Source organism: Paracoccus sigandri (assembly GCF_003709565.1).
Lineage (GTDB): Bacteria > Pseudomonadota > Alphaproteobacteria > Rhodobacterales > Rhodobacteraceae > Paracoccus > Paracoccus siganidrum.
Genome location: NZ_QNRC01000005.1, coordinates 66,375 through 85,401, shown reverse-complemented (window position 1 = coordinate 85,401; position 19,027 = coordinate 66,375). Strand labels below are relative to the sequence as shown.

Annotated in this window: 21 protein-coding genes; 16 read left to right on the top strand and 5 right to left on the bottom strand. The window is 69.0% G+C overall.

What is annotated here, in order from left to right; genetic code table 11:
• Positions 1–23 precede the first annotated feature (23 nt).
• From C9E82_RS05845 to recO, 12 genes are all read left to right on the top strand, one after another.
• Entirely contained in the window at positions 24–1,679 is a 1,656-nt protein-coding gene (locus tag C9E82_RS05845; RefSeq protein WP_119897327.1) for an electron transfer flavoprotein-ubiquinone oxidoreductase, read from the top strand.
• Between the two features lie 75 nt (positions 1,680–1,754).
• Positions 1,755–3,605: a tetratricopeptide repeat protein gene (locus tag C9E82_RS05840; protein ID WP_119897328.1), complete on the top strand. Its 1,851-nt coding sequence runs from the start codon at positions 1,755–1,757 to the stop codon at positions 3,603–3,605.
• Between the two features lie 6 nt (positions 3,606–3,611).
• Positions 3,612–4,436: a 4-(cytidine 5'-diphospho)-2-C-methyl-D-erythritol kinase gene (locus C9E82_RS05835; protein ID WP_119897329.1), complete on the top strand. Its 825-nt coding sequence runs from the start codon at positions 3,612–3,614 to the stop codon at positions 4,434–4,436.
• 35 nt (positions 4,437–4,471) lie between these two features.
• Positions 4,472–5,206 (top strand): pyridoxine 5'-phosphate synthase, encoded by a 735-nt coding sequence (locus tag C9E82_RS05830; RefSeq protein WP_119897330.1) that lies wholly within the window; start codon positions 4,472–4,474, stop codon positions 5,204–5,206.
• A 72-nt stretch (positions 5,207–5,278) separates the two neighbouring features.
• Entirely contained in the window at positions 5,279–5,692 is a 414-nt protein-coding gene (gene acpS, locus C9E82_RS05825; RefSeq protein ID WP_119897331.1) for a holo-ACP synthase, read from the top strand.
• A gap of 74 nt (positions 5,693–5,766) precedes the next feature.
• A complete protein-coding gene (gene lepB, locus C9E82_RS05820; RefSeq protein WP_119897372.1) occupies positions 5,767–6,558 on the top strand; it encodes a signal peptidase I in 792 nt (263 codons plus the stop codon).
• 26 nt (positions 6,559–6,584) lie between these two features.
• The gene (gene rnc / locus C9E82_RS05815) at positions 6,585–7,244 is read left to right on the top strand and encodes a ribonuclease III (RefSeq protein WP_420849807.1); all 660 of its coding nucleotides are present in this window, start codon (positions 6,585–6,587) and stop codon (positions 7,242–7,244) included.
• On the top strand, positions 7,241–8,158 hold the full coding sequence (gene era / locus C9E82_RS05810) for a GTPase Era (RefSeq protein ID WP_119897333.1): 918 nt from the start codon (positions 7,241–7,243) through the stop codon (positions 8,156–8,158). Before rnc ends, era begins: the two co-directional genes overlap by 4 nt.
• Positions 8,151–8,486 (top strand): DUF1491 family protein, encoded by a 336-nt coding sequence (locus C9E82_RS05805; protein WP_119897334.1) that lies wholly within the window; start codon positions 8,151–8,153, stop codon positions 8,484–8,486. Before era ends, C9E82_RS05805 begins: the two co-directional genes overlap by 8 nt.
• A gap of 48 nt (positions 8,487–8,534) precedes the next feature.
• Complete coding sequence (rarD, locus tag C9E82_RS05800) at positions 8,535–9,479, top strand: EamA family transporter RarD (RefSeq protein WP_119897335.1); 945 nt, start codon at positions 8,535–8,537, stop codon at positions 9,477–9,479.
• A 61-nt stretch (positions 9,480–9,540) separates the two neighbouring features.
• On the top strand, positions 9,541–9,987 hold the full coding sequence (locus tag C9E82_RS05795; protein ID WP_119897336.1) for a VOC family protein: 447 nt from the start codon (positions 9,541–9,543) through the stop codon (positions 9,985–9,987).
• 9 nt (positions 9,988–9,996) lie between these two features.
• The gene (gene recO, locus C9E82_RS05790) at positions 9,997–10,728 is read left to right on the top strand and encodes a DNA repair protein RecO (RefSeq protein WP_119897337.1); all 732 of its coding nucleotides are present in this window, start codon (positions 9,997–9,999) and stop codon (positions 10,726–10,728) included.
• A 9-nt stretch (positions 10,729–10,737) separates the two neighbouring features.
• Here the strand turns inward: recO and C9E82_RS05785 are convergent, their stop codons facing one another.
• Both C9E82_RS05785 and C9E82_RS05780 read right to left on the bottom strand, forming a co-directional pair.
• Positions 10,738–11,202 (bottom strand): META domain-containing protein, encoded by a 465-nt coding sequence (locus C9E82_RS05785; protein WP_119897338.1) that lies wholly within the window; start codon positions 11,200–11,202, stop codon positions 10,738–10,740.
• Between the two features lie 75 nt (positions 11,203–11,277).
• The gene (locus C9E82_RS05780; RefSeq protein WP_119897339.1) at positions 11,278–12,906 is read right to left on the bottom strand and encodes an acyl-CoA dehydrogenase family protein; all 1,629 of its coding nucleotides are present in this window, start codon (positions 12,904–12,906) and stop codon (positions 11,278–11,280) included.
• Between the two features lie 180 nt (positions 12,907–13,086).
• Between C9E82_RS05780 and rfbC the strand changes: the two genes are divergently transcribed.
• Genes rfbC through rfbA form a run of 4 tightly spaced genes read left to right on the top strand, consistent with a single transcriptional unit; the run spans position 13,087 to position 16,413 of the window.
• Positions 13,087–13,647 (top strand): dTDP-4-dehydrorhamnose 3,5-epimerase, encoded by a 561-nt coding sequence (gene rfbC, locus C9E82_RS05775; RefSeq protein WP_119897340.1) that lies wholly within the window; start codon positions 13,087–13,089, stop codon positions 13,645–13,647.
• Positions 13,644–14,681, top strand: a complete 1,038-nt coding sequence (rfbB, locus tag C9E82_RS05770) for a dTDP-glucose 4,6-dehydratase (protein ID WP_119897341.1) — start codon at positions 13,644–13,646, stop codon at positions 14,679–14,681. Before rfbC ends, rfbB begins: the two co-directional genes overlap by 4 nt.
• Positions 14,681–15,535 carry a dTDP-4-dehydrorhamnose reductase gene (gene rfbD, locus C9E82_RS05765; protein ID WP_119897342.1) on the top strand — a complete coding sequence of 285 codons (855 nt, stop codon included), beginning with the start codon at positions 14,681–14,683 and terminating at the stop codon, positions 15,533–15,535. Before rfbB ends, rfbD begins: the two co-directional genes overlap by 1 nt.
• Positions 15,532–16,413 carry a glucose-1-phosphate thymidylyltransferase RfbA gene (gene rfbA / locus C9E82_RS05760; RefSeq protein WP_119897343.1) on the top strand — a complete coding sequence of 294 codons (882 nt, stop codon included), beginning with the start codon at positions 15,532–15,534 and terminating at the stop codon, positions 16,411–16,413. The genes rfbD and rfbA overlap by 4 nt, the downstream gene beginning before the upstream one ends.
• On the opposite strand, the gene C9E82_RS05755 is transcribed toward rfbA, so the two are convergent.
• From C9E82_RS05755 to argB, 3 genes are all read right to left on the bottom strand, one after another.
• On the bottom strand, positions 16,380–17,405 hold the full coding sequence (locus tag C9E82_RS05755; RefSeq protein ID WP_119897344.1) for a glycosyltransferase: 1,026 nt from the start codon (positions 17,403–17,405) through the stop codon (positions 16,380–16,382). The genes rfbA and C9E82_RS05755 overlap by 34 nt on opposite strands.
• A gap of 68 nt (positions 17,406–17,473) precedes the next feature.
• Complete coding sequence (locus tag C9E82_RS05750; protein WP_119897345.1) at positions 17,474–17,992, bottom strand: SixA phosphatase family protein; 519 nt, start codon at positions 17,990–17,992, stop codon at positions 17,474–17,476.
• Between the two features lie 108 nt (positions 17,993–18,100).
• Positions 18,101–19,000 (bottom strand): acetylglutamate kinase, encoded by a 900-nt coding sequence (gene argB / locus C9E82_RS05745; protein WP_119897346.1) that lies wholly within the window; start codon positions 18,998–19,000, stop codon positions 18,101–18,103.
• Between the last annotated feature and the right edge of the window lie 27 nt (positions 19,001–19,027).

Here is a 19,027-nt window from a genome sequence, read left to right as displayed (position 1 = left end):
TGCCCGGAGGAGGACGCGCAGCGATGACCGAGGAGAGCCAGCCCACCCGCGAGTCGATGGAATACGACGTTGTGATCGTCGGCGGTGGACCATCTGGCCTGTCCGCGGCGATCCGTCTGAAGCAGATCGACCCGGATCTGCAGGTGGTGGTGCTGGAGAAGGGCTCCGAGATCGGGGCGCATATCCTGTCGGGCGCGGTGCTGGACCCGGTCGGGCTGGACCGGCTGATCCCGGACTGGCGCGAGCGTGGTGCGCCGCTGAACACCGAAGTCACCGACGACAATTTCTACGTCCTGGGCGCGGCGGGCCAGGTGCGGGTGCCGAACTGGCCGATGCCGCCGCTGATGAACAATCACGGCAACTACATCGTCAGCATGGGCAATGTCTGCCGCTGGCTGGCCGAACAGGCCGAGGAACTGGGCGTCGAGATCTTCCCCGGCATGGCCGCCAGCGCCATCGTCTGGGAGGGCGATCGCGTGCGTGGCGTCGTGGCCGGCGAGATGGGGCTGAACCCCGACGGCACGCCGGGCCCGATGTACGAGCCCGGCATGGAGCTGCACGGCAAATATGTCTTCATCGCCGAGGGTGTGCGCGGCAGCCTTGCCAAGGAGATCATGGCGAAGCTGAACCTGTGCGAGGGCCACGAGCCGCAGAAATTCGGCATCGGCATGAAGGAGATCTGGGAGGTCTCGCCGGAAAAATTCCAGAAGGGCCGGGTCGTGCATACGATGGGCTGGCCGCTTGGCAGGAATGCCGGGGGCGGGTCCTTCATCTATCACTTCGAGGACAACCAGGTGCTGGTCGGCTTCGTGGTGCATCTGAACTACGAAAACCCCTACCTTTATCCCTATATGGAGTTCCAGCGCTTCAAGCATCACCCGATGGTCGCGGAACTTCTGGAGGGCGGCAAGCGCATCTCCTACGGCGCCCGCGCGATCTCCGAGGGCGGCTGGCAGTCGATCCCGGAGCTGAGCTTCGCGGGGGGCGTGCTGCTGGGCTGCTCGGCGGGCATGGTCAACGTGCCGCGGATCAAGGGCAACCACAATGCGATGCTCTCGGGGATCGCGGCGGCCGAGGCTGCGGCCGAGGCCATCGCCGCGGGCCGCGAGGGCGACCGGCTGGAGGCCTATGACGCGGCGGTGCGCGGCGGCGAGATCGCGAAGGACCTGAAGCGGGTCAGGAACGTCAAGCCGATCTGGTCGCGGCTGGGCCTGTGGCCCTCGCTGGCGCTTGGGGGTTTCGACATGTGGGTGGCGAACCTGACCGGCTGGAACCCGCTGGGGACCTGGAAACACGGCAAGACGGATGCGCAGGCGACCGGCAAGGCGGCGGATTTCAAGCCGATCGACTATCCGAAACCGGATGGCAAGCTCAGCTTCGACCGGCTGACCAACGTGGCGTTTTCCTTCACCAATCACGAGGAAAGCCAGCCCTGCCACCTGCGGCTGCGCGACCCGGCGATCCCGATCGCGGTGAACCTGCCGGAATATGCCGAACCCGCGCAGCGCTACTGCCCGGCCGGGGTCTACGAGGTGATCGAGGGTGCCGACGGCCCGCGCTTCCAGATCAACTTCCAGAACTGCGTGCATTGCAAGACCTGCGACATCAAGGACCCCAGCCAGAACATCGACTGGACCACCCCGCAGGGCGCCGACGGGCCGAATTACCCGAATATGTGATCGCGACGCCGGGCGCTGGCGTTGCCGTGCGCCGGGCCTCGGGTTAGGGTCGCGCCAACGCCCTTTTTCTATGCGATGGACGACGTGACCACGACCCGCCCGAAACTCGCCCTGCTTGGCCTGCTGATCGCCGGGCTGGTCCTGCCGGCCTTCGCCCAGGACCTGCCCCAGCGCCCCGAGCCCCGGCCCGCCGACCTGGCGGCCGAGTCCCAGGCGGAGGCACAGGCCGAGACCCAGCCCGGACCGCCGATGTTCGGCCTGGCCGGTCCCTACCTGGCGGCGCGCATGGCGACGGTGCAGAACGACTTCCGCGCCGCCTCGCGCTATTTCGCCCGCGCGGTCGCGCATGATCCGGGCGATCAGTACCTGCAGGACAATGCGCTGATCGCGATGATTTCCGCCGGAGAGATCGCCCGCGCCGTCAAGCTGGCCGGCGAGATGGAAAAGGACGACCGCGAGACCGAGCTGGCGCATCTGGTGAACCGGGCGCAGCTGGTCCACCAGGGCGACTGGTCGGCGCTGCTGGACGAGGAGGGCGCCAATGCCACCGACGAGGGCGACCTGCTGGAGGGGATGATCTATGCCTGGGCGCTGCTGGGCGCCGGGCGGGCCTCGGACGCGCTGGAGGAATTCGAGAAGCTGGCCGGGCTGGCCGGGGTCGGGCCGATGGTGAACTATCACCTGGGGCTGGCCCGCGCGATGGTCGGCGATTACGAGGGCGCCGAGACGCTGCTGTCGCAGGACCAGACCGCGACCCATCTGCTGGGCATCATCGCCCGCGCCCAGGTCCTGGCGCAGCTGGACCGGCGCGCCGATGCGGTGGCGCTGCTGGACGGGGTGCCGGGGATCGAGGCCGAGCCGCAGCTGCTGATGCTGCGCGAGCGGCTGCAGGCCGGCGCGCCGGTGGCCTTCGACGTGGTCAAGGCGCCCGCCGACGGCATCGCGCAGGTCTTCCTGACCTTCGCCTCGGCGCTGTCGGGCAGCCCCGATCCCGAACCCTTGTCGCTGATCCATGCCCGGCTGGCCGCCTGGCTGTCGCCCGATACCGGCGAGGCGCGCCTGATGGTCGCCCAGCTTCTGCAGGAACGCCAGCAATTCGATCTGGCCGAGGCGGAATTCGACGCCCTGCGCCGGCTGGGCGAGGTGCGCCCTGTGGCCGAGCTTGGCCGGATCGACGCGCTGTCCCGCGCCGACCGCCCGAACGAGGCCGAGCGCGCCGCCCTGTCGCTGACCGCCGCCTATCCCGACCTGCCGCAGGCCTGGATCGCGCTTGGCGACCTGCTGCGCCAGCAGGAGAAATTCGCCCAGGCCGTGCCCGCCTATGACAAGGCGCTGTCGCTGCTGAAGGACGCCCCGGCCGAGGCGCGCTGGTTCCCGCTTTACGCGCGCGGCATCGCGCTGGAACGCTCGGGCCATTTCGAGCGGGCCGAGAAGGACCTGCTGGCCGCCATCGAGATCAATCCCGAACAGGCCAGCCTGCTGAACTATCTGGGCTACAGCTGGATCGACCGGAACCAGAACCTGGACCGCGCGCTGGAGATGATCAAGAAGGCGGTCGAACTGTCGCCGGGCGACGGCTACATCCTCGATTCGCTGGCCTGGGCCTATTACCGGCTGGGCCGCTATGACGAGGCGGTCGCGCCGATGGAACAGGCGATCGGCACCATGTCCTCGGACCCGCTGGTCAACGACCATCTGGGCGACATCTACTGGAAGGTCGGCCGCCACCGCGAGGCCGAGATCCAGTGGCGCCGCGCCCTGTCGCTGGAGCCCACGGACAGCGGCGATGTCGATCCCGACCGGATCCGCGCCAAGCTGGATCGCGGGCTGGACACGGTGTTGGCCGAGGAAGAGGCGCGCGAGGGCGGCCGGCCGCAACAGCCCTCCCATGCCGATGCCGGCACCGATCGCGCCCAGGGCGACTGACCCGCAATGACATCCGCCGAGCCCGCCCCGGCCAAGCTGAACCTTGCGCTGCATGTGACGGGGCGGCGCGGCGACGGCTATCACCTGCTTGATTCGCTTGTGGTTTTCGCGGGGGTCGGGGATCAGGTGCGGCTGGCGCCCGGCCCGCTGTCCTTGCGGATCGAGGGGCCTTTCGCCGGCGGGCTGGCGGCGGATGACGACAACCTCTGCCTGCGCGCGGCGCGGCTGGCGGGGGGGCAGGCCGCGATCACGCTGACCAAGAACCTGCCCGTCGCCAGCGGCATCGGCGGCGGTTCGGCCGATGCGGCGGCGGTGCTGCGGGCCTTCGCGCGGCGCGGCCATCCGCTGCCCGCCGATCCGCAGCTTCTGGGCGCGGATGTGCCGGTCTGCCTGGCCTCGGTCCCCGCCCGGATGAGCGGCATCGGCGAGCGGGTCGCACCGCTGCCCGCCATGCCCGCGCTGCCGCTGGTGCTGATCAATCCCGGCGTCGCGATCCCCACCCCGCAGGTCTTTGCCGCGCTGGCCAGCCGCGACAACCCGCCCCTGCCGCCGCTTCCGGCCTTTGCCGATGCCGAGGCGCTGGTCGGCTGGCTGGCGCGGACCCGCAACGATTTGCAGCCGCCCGCGATGGCGCTGGCGCCCATCATCGGGCAGGTGCTGGCGGCGCTGTCGGGGCAGGGGGCGCGGCTGGCGCGGATGTCGGGCTCGGGCGCGACCTGCTTCGGGATCTTCGCGGATGCGCGGGCGGCGGAAACCGCCGCCGCCGCCCTGTCGCGGCAGGGCTGGTGGGCGGTGGCCACGGATCTGGCGCCGGCCCCCGCGCCGCTATAGACTGCCGCGGCAACGCATCGACACGGAGCCATGACATGCTGCGCCTGGGCGTCAATATCGACCACGTCGCCACCATCCGCAACGCGCGCGGCACGCCCTGGCCCGACCCGCTGCGCGCCGCCCGGATCGCGGAAGAAGCCGGCGCCGACGGCATCACCGCCCATCTGCGCGAGGATCGCCGCCATATCTCGGACGCCGATATCGACGCGCTGATGCAGGGGCTGCGCCTGCCGCTGAACCTGGAAATGGCCGCGACGGCGGAAATGCAGGCGATCGCCCTGCGCCACCGCCCCCATGCCGTCTGCCTGGTGCCCGAAAAGCGCGAGGAACGCACCACCGAGGGTGGGCTGGACGTGGCCGGGAACGAAGCCTGGCTGGCCGATTTCATCGCGCCGCTGCGCGAGGCGGGCTGCCGCGTGTCGATGTTCATCGGCCACGAGCCCCGCCAGATCGAGGCCTCGGCCCGGATCGGCGCGGCGGTGGTGGAACTGCATACCGGCGCCTATTGCGACCTGGACACCGAGGGCCGCCTGGCCGAGCGCGACGCGGAACTGGCCGGCCTGGCCGAGGGCGCGCGGCTGGCCGCGGGACTGGGGCTGGAGGTCCATGCCGGCCACGGCCTGACCTTCGACACGGTCGCCCCCATCGCCGCGCTGCCGCAGCTCAAGGAGCTGAACATCGGCCATTTCCTGATCGCCGAGTCGGTCTTCACCGGCCTCGGCGCCGCCATCCGCGAAATGCGCCGCCGCATGGAAAAGGCGCGCGCCTGACATGCCGTATCCCGGCCGTTTCTTCGTTGCACAAATACCCATGATCCCCCCCTCGATCCCGGAGGCACGGTCATGATCCTGGGCATCGGCACCGACCTGGCCAATATCGAGCGCATCGCCGGCACGCTGGACCGCTTCGGCGACCGGTTCCGCAACCGCGTCTTCACGCCGACCGAACTGGCCCGCGCCGCCCGCCGCATGGACGAGGCCGGGACGCTGGCGAAAAGATGGGCCGCGAAAGAGGCCTGCAGCAAGGCGCTTGGCACCGGGCTGGCCATGGGGATCAGCTGGCGCGACATGGCGGTCTCGAACCTGCCGGGCGGGCAGCCGGTGATGGAGCTGACCGGCTGGGCCGCCGACCGCCTGGCCGCGATGACGCCCCCCGGCCACCGGGCGGTGGTCCATGTGACGCTGACCGACGATCACCCCTGGGCACAGGCCTTCGTGGTGATCGAGGCATTGCCCCGCGCTGACGCGCAAGCTTGACTTTGCCCCCCGCGGGGGACCATGAACGCGCGATGCGGCCAGGCGCCGCTTGCCAAGGAATGAAGGACGGAATGATGGCTGACAAGGCGGTCCGCAAGAAGGAAGGCATCTGGGAGACGATCAAGACGATCTTCTGGGCGCTGGTGATCGCGGGCATTTTCCGCACCCTGTTCTTCCAGCCCTTCTGGATCCCCTCGGGCAGCATGAAGGACACGCTGCTGATCGGCGACTTCCTGTTCGTCAACAAGATGGCTTACGGCTATTCGCGCTATTCCTGCCCCTTCGCGATCTGCCCGATCAGCGGCCGGATCTTCGGCTCGGAACCCGAGCGCGGCGATGTCGCCGTCTTCCGCCACCCGACCCGCGACGTGGATTTCATCAAGCGGGTGATCGGCCTGCCGGGCGACACCGTGCAGATGCGCGGCGGCCGGCTGTGGCTGAACGGCGAGGAAGTGCCGCTGACGCCCGCCGGCGACTTCATCGAGGTCAAGGAGCGGCAGGGCCCGCAGGGGCTGGTGCCGCGCTGCGTCAACGACCCGGTGCCCGAGGGCGGCGAATGCGCCAAGCAGCGCTTCACCGAGACCCTGCCGGGCGGGCGCAGCCACAGCGTGCTGAACATCGTCGATGGCTGGGTGGCCGACGACACCGCCACCTTCACCGTGCCTGATGGCCAGTATTTCTTCATGGGCGACAACCGCGACAATTCCGAGGATTCGCGCTTTCCCGCGCAGGTCGGGGGCCTGGGCTTCGTGCCGGCCGAATTCCTGATCGGCCGCGCCGACCGGATCATGTTCTCCTCGGCCGGAAGCTCGCTTCTGTATTTCTGGACCTGGCGCGGGGACCGCTTCTTCAAGGCGGTCCATTGACGCCGGGGGCCGACATCCGCGCCTTCATGGGGCGGCTGGGCCACGATTTCGCGCGGCCCGAGCTGCTGATCCGCGCGCTGACCCACGGCTCGATCTCGACCGCCACCCGGCCCGACAATCAGCGGCTGGAATTCCTGGGCGACCGCGTCCTGGGGCTGGTGATGGCCGAGGCGCTGCTGGAGGCCGACCGCGGCGCCAGCGAGGGCCAGCTGGCGCCGCGCTACAACGCGCTGGTCAGGGGCGAGACCTGCGCCGCCGTCGCGCGCGAGATCGGTCTGGGCGAAGTGCTGAAGCTGGGCCGGTCCGAGATGATGTCGGGCGGCCGGCGCAAGGATGCGCTGCTGGCGGACGCGATGGAGGCGGTGCTGGCCGCCGTCTATCTGGATGCGGGCTTCGACGTCGCGCGCCGGGTGGTGCTGGCCCTGTGGGCCGGGCGGCTGGCCAGCATCGAGGACGATCCGCGCGACGCCAAGACCGCGCTTCAGGAATGGGCGCAGGCCAACGGCATGCCGCCGCCGCGCTATATCCAGACCGAGCGTTCCGGCCCCGACCATGCGCCCACCTTCCGCATGACCGTGCGGCTGGCCGACGGCCGCGAGGCCGAGGCGCAGGGCGCCGGCACGAAACGCAGCATCGAACAGGCCGCCGCGCAGGCGCTGCTGGACCGGCTGGAGGGCCGCCAATGACCGAGACCACCACCCGTGCCGGCTTCGTCGCCCTGATCGGAGAGCCCAATGCCGGCAAGTCCACCCTGCTGAACCGGATGGTCGGGGCCAAGGTCTCGATCGTGACGCACAAGGTCCAGACCACCCGCGCCCGCATCCGCGGCATCGCCATCGAGGGCGCCAGCCAGATCGTCTTCGTCGACACGCCCGGCATCTTCCGCCCGCGCCGCCGGCTGGACCGCTCCATGGTCGCCGCCGCCTGGGGGGGCGCCTCGGACGCCGACCTGGTCCTGCTGCTGATCGAGGCGCATCGCGGGCTGACCGATGGCGCCGCCGCGATCATCGAGCAGCTGAAGGCGCTGGACGGCAAGACGCCGGTGGCGCTGGTCATCAACAAGATCGACCGGGTCAAGGCCGAGGCGCTGCTGGCGCTGTCGGCGCAGCTGAACGCGGCCTATCCCTTCGTCAACACCTTCATGATCAGCGCCGAAAAGGGCCATGGCTGCGACGACCTGCGCGACTGGCTGGCGGGGGCGCTGCCCGAGGGGCCGTGGCTTTACCCCGAGGACCAGATCGCCGACCTGCCCATGCGCATGATCGCCGCCGAGATCACCCGCGAAAAGCTGACCCTGCGGCTGCACGAGGAAATCCCCTATCAGCTGACCGTGGAAACCGAGGCCTGGGAGGAGCGCAAGGACGGCTCGGCCCGCGTCGACCAGATCGTCTATGTCGCGCGGCCCGGCCACAAGGGCATCGTGCTGGGCAAGGGCGGCGAGACGATCAAGGCCGTGGGCCAGCTGGCCCGCGCCGAGCTGGAGGAATTCATGGGCCGCCGCGTCCACCTGTTCCTGCAGGTCAAGGTCCGCGAGAACTGGCTGGACGAGGCCGAGCGGTTCACCGAGATGGGGCTTGATTTCAAGGATGGCGATGGTTGAGCCGCGGCTGGCCGCCGGCATCTGGGTCGGCGCCTATCTGGCGCGGCTGGGGCTGGCGAACATCCCCGCCTATGTGCTTGCCCATGGCGATGACGTGGCGGGCGCGGTCATGGTCAAATGCGCGCTGCTGGACGGGACCGCCCGGCTTTACGCCCGCGAATGGGATTTCGACACCGACACCCGGCCCTGGCGCCTGACCGCCGAGGGTCCCGAGCGCGAGATCGACGAGGCGATCCGCCGCCAGCGCGGCTATGACGGCGACCTGTGGGTGATCGAGATCGAGAGCCGCGACGGCCGCACCCTGCTGGATGACGAGGGGCTGGGCTGAGCGACGCTGCCTCTGGCGTCGGCACGGATTGCAGCATATGCAAATCTCATGAGCATTCCCGTCGATTCCAACAGCGATTCGCCGCGCGGTCTGGTCCTTGTGACCGTGACCTATTTCCTGTGGGGGTTCCTGCCGCTCTACATGAAGGCGCTGGCGCATGTGCCGCCGGTCGAGGTGATCGCGCATCGGGTGATCTGGTCGTTGCCCATCGCCGCCGCCGTGCTGATCTGGCAGCGCCGCGCCGACGAGGTGGTCGCGGCGCTGCGCACGCCCCGCCTTCTGGCGATGGCGGCGGTGACGGCGATCCTGGTCTCGGCCAACTGGCTGATCTATGTCTGGGCCATCGTCAACGACCAGGCGCTGGAGGCGGCGCTGGGTTACTATATCAACCCGCTGTTCAGCGTCTTTCTGGGCGCGGTGATCCTGAAGGAACGGCTCAGCCGCGCGCAGATGGCCGCGATCGCGCTGGCGGCGGCGGCGGTGATCATCCTGACGGTCCAGGCCGGGCGGCTGCCGATCGTGGCGCTGGGGCTGACGCTGAGCTGGGGCTTTTACGCCTATTGCAAGAAAAGCCTGCCGCTGGGGCCGAATCAGGGCTTCACGCTGGAGGTGCTGCTGCTGTGCCCCTTCGCCGTCGGGATCGCCATGTGGCTGCAGCTGACCGGCCGGTCGCATTTCGCCGCCGGATCCCTCAGCGACACGCTGCTGCTGATCGGCTGCGGCGCGGTCACGGCGATTCCGCTGATGCTCTATGCCAATGGCGCCAAGCTGGTGCGGCTGTCCACGGTCGGCATCCTGCAATATATCGCGCCGACGATGATCTTCCTCTGCGCCGTGCTGGTCTTCGGCGAACCCTTCGGAAGCGCGCGGATGATCGCCTTCCCGCTGATCTGGGCGGCGCTGGTGATCTATTCGGTGTCGCTGCTGCGCCAGGCCAGGGTGAAGCGCCGCGAGGCGATGCGGGCGATGGCGGCGGCGACACGGATGCAATAGCGCGGCTTGCCTGCCACGGCGCCGCGTGCCAGCCTGTGCCGGCAGCAGCCAGGAGGGCGCGATGAGCTATCCCCGACAGCGCGTGACGCTGATCACGCTTGGCGTGGCCGATCTGGAGCGGTCGCGCGATTTCTATGCCCGCTGGGGCTGGCAGCCGCATGGCGATTCCGCCCCCGGCGTCTTCTTCTACCAGATGCAGGGCGCGGTGCTGGCGCTGTTCGGCCTCTCGGACCTGGCCGAGGACCAGGGCCGGCCAGGCGCGACCCTTGGCGCCGGCGCGATGACCCTGGCCCAGAACTGCGCCAGCGAGGCCGAGGTCGATGCGGTTTTCGACGCCGCGCTGGAGGCCGGGGCAGAGCTGCTGAAGCGGCCCGAGAAGGTATTCTGGGGCGGCTATTCGGGCTATTTCGCCGATCCCGACGGGCATGTCTGGGAAATCGCGATGAACCCGTTCTGGCCGCTGTCGCCGGATGGGGCGCTGACCCTGCCCGATGCGGCCGGGGCCTGACGCGCGGCGATGGAATGGCAGGCTGACGGCACGGTCATCGCCCGGCGCCCCTTCGGCGAGAACGGCGTCATCATCGAGGTGCTGACCGCCGGGCAGGGGCGCCATGCCGGGCTGGTGCCGGGTGGCGCCTCGCGCAGGCGGGCGGCGATGCTGCAGCCGGGATCGCGGCTGCAGCTGCGCTGGCGGGCGCGCAGGGACGACCAGCTTGGCACCTTCACGGCGGAGCCGCTGCGCGCGCGGGCCGGCCTGCTGGCCGATCCGCTGGCGCTGTCCGGGCTGAACGCGGTCTGCGCGCTTCTGTCCTTCGCGCTGCCCGAACGCGACCCGCATCCGCGCCTGGCGGAGCAGACCGAGGCGCTGCTGGACGCGATGGAATCGGGCGGCGACTGGGCCGCGCGCTATCTTCTGTGGGAGATGCTGCTGCTGGACGAGATGGGCTTCGGCCTGGACCTGTCGCGCTGCGCGGTGACCGGCGCGCGCGAGGGGCTGGCCTATGTCAGCCCGCGTTCGGGCCGCGCGGTCAGCCGGCAGGGCGCGGGCGACTGGGCCGACCGGCTGCTGCCCCTGCCGGCGCTGATGGGCGGGGCAGGGGACAATCGCGGGCGCGGGTTGCAGGAGGGGCTGGCGATCACCGGCCATTTCCTGGAAAGCCGGATCGCGGCCGAACTGGCCGGCCGCCGCCTGCCCGCCGCGCGCGACCGGCTGATGCGGCGGCTGCTGGCGGCGGCGGAACAGGGCTGAGGCGCGCGCCTACTGGGTGCCGCGCGCGGCTTCCAGCGCGCTGACCCCCGAGGTCGCCTGCGAGGCCGGCACGCCGCGTTCGAAGACCAGCCAGGTCGGGCCCTTCACGCGCAAGACGCCGCCGTAATATTCCATCTCGGTCGCCTGGCGCAGGGCGTTGAAGAAACGGTCCTCCAGCGCCTGGTCCTTGCAGGTCGCATAGGTGGTGGTGAAGTTGCTCAGCGCAACGGCGGGCAGTTCGGCGGTGTTCAGCGCGCCATAGCCGTTGCAGGGGCCGCGGCCCGAGATGCTGGTCTCGTTCACCTGCATGGTGATGTTGCGCAGCGGCACCGTGCCGTTGCCGATGCCCACCATCACATAGTCGCCCATGGGAATGCCGCCCACGGCAGTCGGCGGCGGGGAATCCTGGCAGGCGGCAAGCGCGAAGGTGGCCGCAAGTGCGGTTGCAGCGGCGGCGGAACGGCGGTTGAACATCGGGATGCTCCTTGAAATGCGATGGTCAAATTGCGGAGGAACCGCAAATTGTCCAGCACTTTAGCCGAAACATTTTCAGCCCAGAAGCCGCCTTGCGATCACTTGCGCCTGAATTTCGGCCGCACCCTCGAAAATGTTCAGGATGCGTGCATCGCAGAGCACACGGCTGACCTGATATTCCAGCGCGAAGCCGTTGCCGCCATGGATCTGCAGCGCATTGTCGGCGCTGGACCAGGCCACGCGGGCACCCAGCAGCTTGGCCATCCCGGCCTCCAGGTCGCAGCGATGGCCGTGATCCTTTTCCCAGGCGCTGAAATAGGTCAGCTGGCGGGCGATCATGATCTCGACCGCCATCATCGCCAGCTTGTCGGCGACGCGCGGGAAATGGATCAGCGCATGGCCGAACTGCTTGCGGTCCAGCGCATATTGCAACCCCAGCTCCAGCGCGTTCTGGGCCACGCCGATGGCGCGGGCGGCGGTCTGGATGCGGGCCGATTCGAAGGTCTGCATCAGCTGCTTGAAGCCCTGGCCGGTCTCGCCGCCCAGAAGGTTCTCGGCCTTGACCTCGAAGCCGTCGAAGCCCAGCTCGTATTCCTTCATGCCGCGATAGCCCAGGACCTCGATCTCGCCGCCGGTCATGCCGGGGGTCGGGAAGGGGTCCGCGTCCGTGCCCGGCACCTTCTCGGCCAGGAACATCGACAATCCGCGGTAATCGGTGGTGTCGGGATCGGTGCGCGCCAGCAGCGTCATCACATGGGTGCGCGCGGCATGGGTGATCCAGGTCTTGTTGCCGGTGATCTTCCAGACATCGCCATCGCGCACCGCGCGGGTGCGCAGGCTGCCCAGGTCGCTGCCGGTATTGGGCTCGGTGAAGACGGCGGTGGGCAGGATTTCCCCGCTGGCCAGCCTGGGCAGCCAATGCGCCTTCTGTTCTTCGGTGCCGCCGCCCAGGATCAGTTCGGCCGCGATCTCGCTGCGGGTGCCCAGGCTGCCGACGCCGATATAGCCGCGCGACAGTTCCTCGCTGACCACGACCATCGCCGCCTTGGACATGCCGAGGCCCCCCAGCTCCTCGGGGATGGTCAGGCCGAAGACGCCCAGCTCGGCCAGTTCCTGGATGATCTCGATCGGGATCAGCTGGTCCTTCAGGTGCCAGTCATGGGCATGGGGGACGACCTTGTCGTCGGCCCAACGGCGGAACTGGTCGCGGATCATCTCCAGATCCTCATCCAGCCCGGTATTGCCGAAGGTGGCGCTGCCCCTGTTTTCCGCGATCAGCTGGGCCAGCTCGGCGCGGGCCTCGGGGCTGTTGCCCGCCATCAGCGCGCGCGCCGCCTCCGAGGGCTGCCAGTCAACGCTGAGGTCCGACAGCCGGGCGAATTCCGTCTGGCTCATCGGAATGCCGCCGGCGATCTGCGACAGGTATTCCCCGAAGCCGATCTGCAGGATCAGCGCCTCGATCCGCCCCGAGACGCGGCCCGACCACGCCGCCAGCTGCTTCAGCGATTCGACATAGGTCGCCAGCCAGGACAGGGCATGGGCGGCGTGCTGGTGCCGTTCCAGAAGCGTGGCATCGACCTTGCCCGAGGGCGCAAGCCGGTCGCGCAGGGCCGCGGTCGCGCGGCCAAGCAGATCCTCGATCTCGGTCAGGACGGCTTCGGTCTGGTGCTGCATGTCTTTCATCGATTCGTCCCCTTGCGGCATTGCAGCAAGGGATAGGGATTTCGCAACCGCAGCGCAACTATAATGCGCATTTCGGCGATTTTGCGAATTAAAGTGTCGCCGCTGTTGCGGCGCAGCGACGGCGCGACTTCTGGTGTAGCCTCGCAGGTTGCTCTGCATTATGCAGAAGGCGCTGTGGCGATATGAAGAGTGAGCTGGCGAATGAAAATCGAAAACACGGATCTGCCTGGGGTCGTCATCATCACGCCGGCCAGGCATGGCGATTCGCGCGGATTCTTTTCCGAAAGCTGGAATCGCCGGGCCCTGGCCGAGGCGGGGCTGGAGCTGCCGGACTTCGTGCAGGACAATCACTCGATGTCGCATCAGACCGGCACGCTGCGCGGCTTGCATTACCAGTCGCCGCCCCATGCCCAGGGCAAGCTGGTCCGCTGCGGGCGTGGCAGGCTGCTGGACGTGGCCGTCGATGCGCGCCGGGGCAGCCCCCATTACGGCCAATGGGTCGCGGTCGAGCTTTCCCATGAAAACGGCCGGCAACTGTGGATTCCCGCCGGTTTCCTGCACGGCTTCGTCACATGCGAGCCGGATACGGAAATCATCTACAAATGCACGGCGCATTATGATCGCGCCAGCGACGGGGCGGTCCTGTGGGACAGCCTGGACATCGACTGGAACGTGGAGGCGCCGCATCTGTCGGACAAGGACCGCGCGGCGACGCCCTTCGGCGACTGGCAATCGCCCTTCGCTTACGGAGAAAGCGCATGAAGATTCTGGTGACGGGCGGGGCGGGCTTCATCGGTTCGGCCGTCGTGCGGCTTGCGGTGACGCGGGGGCACGAGGTCGTCAACCTGGATGCGCTGACCTATGCCGCCAACCTGGAAAACGTCGCGCCGGTGGCAGGCAGCCCGCTCTACAGCTTCGAGCAGGCCGATATCCGGGACCGCGCGGCGCTGGACCGGATCTTCGCGGCGCATCGGCCCGACGTGGTGATGCATCTGGCGGCCGAAAGCCATGTGGACCGCTCGATCGACGGGCCGGCGGCCTTCATCGAGACCAACGTGATCGGCACCTTCAACATGCTGGAGGCCGCCCGCCAGTGGTGGACCGCGCAGGGCCGGCCCGAGACCTTCCGCTTCCACCATATCTCGACCGACGAGGTCTTCGGTTCCCTGGGCGAGACCGGGCAGTTCACGGAAGAAACGCCCTATGACCCGCGCAGCCCCTATTCGGCCAGCAAGGCGGGGTCGGACCACCTGGCCCGCGCCTGGCACGAGACCTATGGCCTGCCGGTCGTGCTGACCAATTGCTCGAACAATTACGGCCCCTATCACTTCCCCGAGAAGCTGGTCCCGGTGGTGATCCTGAAGGCCCTGGCCGGCCAGCCGATCCCGGTCTATGGCGATGGCGGCAATGTCCGCGACTGGCTCTATGTCGAGGATCACGCCGATGCGCTGCTGCTGGTCGTGGAACAGGGGCAGATCGGCCGCAGCTACAATATCGGCGGCGAGAACGAGGCCAAGAACATAGATCTTGTGCGCACCATCTGCGCCCATATGGACGATCTTCACCCCCAGGGCGCGCCCCACGACCGGCTGATCAGCTTCGTGACCGACCGGCCGGGCCATGACCGGCGCTATGCCATCGACCCGACCCGCATCCGCGAGGAACTGGGCTGGCGGCCCTCGGTCACGGTCGAGGAGGGGCTGCGGCGCACCGTCGAATGGTATCTGGACAATCGCGACTGGTGGCAGCCGCTTCTGTCGCGCGAGGGCGTGGGCAAGCGGCTGGGGCAGGGCTGATGCGCGGGCTGCTGGTCTTCGGACGCACCGGGCAGGTGGCGCGGGAACTGGCCCGGCGGGCGCCCGAGGCGCTGTTTCTGGGCCGCGAGGCGGCGGATCTGACCGATCCCGAAAGCTGTGCGGCGGCGATCCGCGCCCATGCGCCGGCGGCGATCATCAATGCCGCCGCCCATACCGCCGTGGATCGCGCGGAAAGCGAGGCCGAGGCCGCGCGGCTGGTGAATGCCGCCGCCCCCGCGGCCATGGCGCGAGCGGCGGCAGAACTGGGCGTGCCCTTCCTGCATGTCTCGACCGATTACGTCTTCGACGGCTCGGGCGACCGACCCTGGCGCGAGGATGACGCGACCGGCCCCCTGGGCGTCTACGGGGCGACCAAGCTGGCCGGCGAGCGCGGCGTCGCCGAGGCGGGCGGGCAATGGGCCGTCCTGCGCACCTCCTGGGTCTTTTCGGCCCATGGCGCGAATTTCGTCAAGACCATGCTGCGGCTGGGGGCGGAACGCGACGCGCTGTCGATCGTCGCCGATCAGACCGGCGGCCCGACCCCGGCGGGGGCCATCGCCGAGGCGCTGCTGGTCATGGCCCGCGCGATGCAGGCCGGCACGGGCGGCGGCATCTATCACTTCTCGGGGACGCCGGATGCCAGCTGGGCCGATTTCGCCGCCGAGATCTTCGCCCGCAGCGCCATGTCGGTCAGGATTACCCCCATCGCGACGGCGGATTACCCCACCCCGGCGCGGCGCCCGCTGAATTCGCGGCTGGATTGCACCCGGATCGAACGCGATTTCGGCATCCCGCGCCCGGACTGGCGCAGGGGCCTGGACGAGGTATTGGCCGAACTGGAGAGAACCGCATGACTCAGCGCAAGGGCATCATTCTGGCGGGCGGATCGGGGACGCGGCTCTATCCGATCACCATGGGCGTGTCGAAGCAGCTGCTGCCGCTCTATGACAAGCCGATGATCTATTACCCGATCACGGTGCTGATGCTGGCCGGCATCCGCGACATCGCCATCATCACCACGCCCGAGGATCAGGCGCAGTTCCAGCGCCTCTTGGGCGACGGCAGCCAGTGGGGCCTGCGCTTCGAGTGGATCGTGCAGCCCTCGCCCGACGGGCTGGCCCAGGCCTATCTGCTGGCCGAGGATTTTCTGGCCGGCGCGCCTTCGGCGATGGTGCTGGGCGACAACATCTTCTTCGGGCACGGGCTGCCGCTGCTGCTGAAGGCCGCCGACCAGCGGCCCGCCGGCGGCACCGTCTTCGGCTATCGCGTCAGCGACCCGGAACGCTATGGCGTCGTGGATTTTGACGGCCAGGGGCGGGTCCGCTCGATCATCGAGAAGCCGAAAGAGCCGCCCTCGAACTATGCCGTCACCGGGCTCTATTTCCTGGACGGGACGGCGCCGGAACGGGCGCGGCAGGTCAAGCCGTCCGAGCGGGGCGAGCTGGAGATCGTCACGCTTCTGGAAAGCTACCTTGCCGAGGGGATGCTGGATGTCGAGCTGATGGGGCGCGGCTTCGCCTGGCTGGACACGGGTACCCATGCCAGCCTTCTGGATGCCGGGAATTTCGTGCGGACGCTGGAAAACCGCCAGGGCCTGCAGACCGGCTGCCCCGAGGAGATTGCCTTCGACGCCGGCTGGATCAGCGCCGATGACCTGCGGGAACGCGCGGCGCAATATTCCAAGAACGACTATGGCAGCTATCTGGTGAGGCTGGCCTCCGAGCGCGGCTGACGCAGCCGCCCCGCCGCCGCCGCGGCATAGAAGGCCAGCGTGCCGGGCCGCGTATGGCGATAGAGGCCAAGGCGCCGCAGCGCCCGCGCGGCCTGCGGGCCGGGCAGGAACAGCGCCTCGCCGAACTCTGCCAGCAGGGCGCGATTCGCGGCGGTCAGGGTCTCGGCGCCGGACAGTGCCAGGTGGTTCGCCCGCAGCCACCTGCCGAAATCGCCCGCGAACAGCATCCCGAAGCGCCTGGCCATGGCGCGGGCGGTGTCGTTCCGGCCCATCTCGCTTCGCCCGTGCTGGCGATACAGTAGCACCGGCTCGGCATCGCGCAGGATCTGCGCGCCGGAACCGGACAGAAGCTGATAGGCCCACCAGTCATGAGAGACGATCCGCGCCTGCGCGGCGGCAGCGGCGCCCGCCTTCAGGATCCGCGCGGCCTCGGCGTTGAAGACCGAGGCATTGCCGGCCATGCAGGCCTGGATCAGGGCGTTGCGGAAGCCGAAGGGGCGCCCGAAATGCCGCGATTCCGTCACCGGGCGCAACTCCTCGTCGCAGATCACCGTCCGGGCGGCATAATGTGCGGCGCCATCGCAGGCACGCAGCGCCGAGACCGCCCGCGCCAGTTTCCCCGGCAGCCAGACATCGTCCTGGTCGCAGAAGCCGAGGATGCGGTCCCCGGGCGCGGCGTCCAGCAGGTGCAGGAAATTGCGGGTGGCGCCGGCGCGCGGCCCCTCGATCAGCGTCACGCGCCCGGCGTCATGGGCGGCGGCAAAGCGCGCCAGGATCTCGCGGCTGCCGTCCGAGGACCCGTCATCCGAGGCGATCAGCGACCAGTTCGCATGGGTCTGCCCGGCGATGCTGTCCAGCTGCGCCTGAAGAAAGCGGGCCCCCTGATAGGTCGCCATCAGGATCACGACCTCGGGCTGGTCCGCGTTCGCCCCGGCCTCCGACGCCTGCGCCCGAGGCGCGCGGTCCCTGTCGTGGTCGTCCGTCCCGTTCATCCCTGGCCACTCTTGCCCGGTCATCCAGCGCCCCGCGACGGGCGGGTGCCGGACGGCATCGGCTGTCGTCAACGGCGCCCGTCGAAGCGGATGAAGTCCATCACGCTGCCCTGGCCGGGCACGAGCTGCGACCAGCTGTCGATCTGGAAATCCACCACCAGCGTCGCCGCGGTCGGATAGCGGCGGAAATCCGGGTCCAGCGGCGGATGCGCGGGCAGCATGGCCGCAAGCTCGGAAATGCCGGGATTGTGGCCCAGCATCATCACCGTCTGCTGGCTGGCCGTGCGCAGGATGGTCAGCATCTTTTCCGGCGCCGCGTTGTAGAGGCCGGGCTCGACCCGGACCAGCGGGCGCACTTCCAGCGGCGTGATGGTCACCGACTGCCAGGTCTCCTGCGTGCGACGGGCCGAGGAACACAGCACCTCCTCGGGCTCGTAGCCGCGGCTGGCCAGCCAGTCGCCAAGCGCGCGGGCCGCGCGGCGGCCACGGTCGTTCAGCGGCCGGTCGTGATCGGCCAGCGTCGGATCGTCCCAGGCCGATTTGGCATGGCGGGTCAGGATCAGGCGTCGATATCCGAGCGGGGTCATGGAAGGTTCTGCCTCATTTGCCAGGCCGGTTGCCGGGGCAGCCTGCCACAGGGTCCGCCTGCGGGGCAAGCATGTCTGACAGGATCCGGCCGCTGCCGTCTTCGGGCGTCAGAGCCCGGTATCCCCCTGGCGCAATCCGCGCGGCTTCACCCGCGGCTCGGTCGAGCGGATCAGGCTGCCCGCGCCATGTTCGGTGAACAGCTCCAGCAGGCAGGCATTCGGCACCCGGCCGTCGAGGATGACCACGGCGCGCACGCCGTCATCCAGCGCCTTCAGCGCGGTCTCGGTCTTGGGAATCATGCCGCCGGCGATGGTGCCCTCGGCAATCATGGCGCGGACCTGGTCGGGATGCAGCTGGGTCACTACCTCGCCCGAGCCGTCCTTGACCCCCGCCACGTCGGTCAGAAGCAGCAGCCGGTCGGCGCGCAGCGCGCCCGCGATGGCGCCGGCCGCGGTATCGCCGTTGACGTTGAAGGTCTCGTTATCCTCCATGCCGGTGGCCACAGGGGCGATCACCGGGATCATCCCGGCGCTGTAGAGGTCGCGGATGATCTGCACGTTCATCTCGATCGGGCGGCCGACAAAGCCCAGCTCGGGATCGTCCGCCTCGCAGACCATCATGTCGTCGTCCTTGCCGCTGATGCCCACCGCGCGGCCCCCGGCATCGTTGATGGCCTGCACGATGCGCTTGTTGACCAGGCCCGACAGCACCATCTCGACCACCTCGACGGTTTCCTTGGTGGTCACGCGCTTGCCGCGCACGAAGCGGCTCTCGATGCCCAGCTTGCCCAGCAATTCGTTGATCATCGGGCCGCCGCCATGGCAGACGACCGGGTTCATGCCGACCTGTTTCATCAGCACGATGTCGCGGGCGAACTCGGCCATGGCCTGGTCGTCGCCCATCGCATTGCCGCCGAATTTCACCACGACGACCGCACCCGAATAGCGCTGCAGATAGGGCAGGGCTTCCGACAGGGTGCGAGCGGTGGCGATCCAGTCCCGGTTCATCTTCTGCTTTCTCATCCTTCAAGGCCC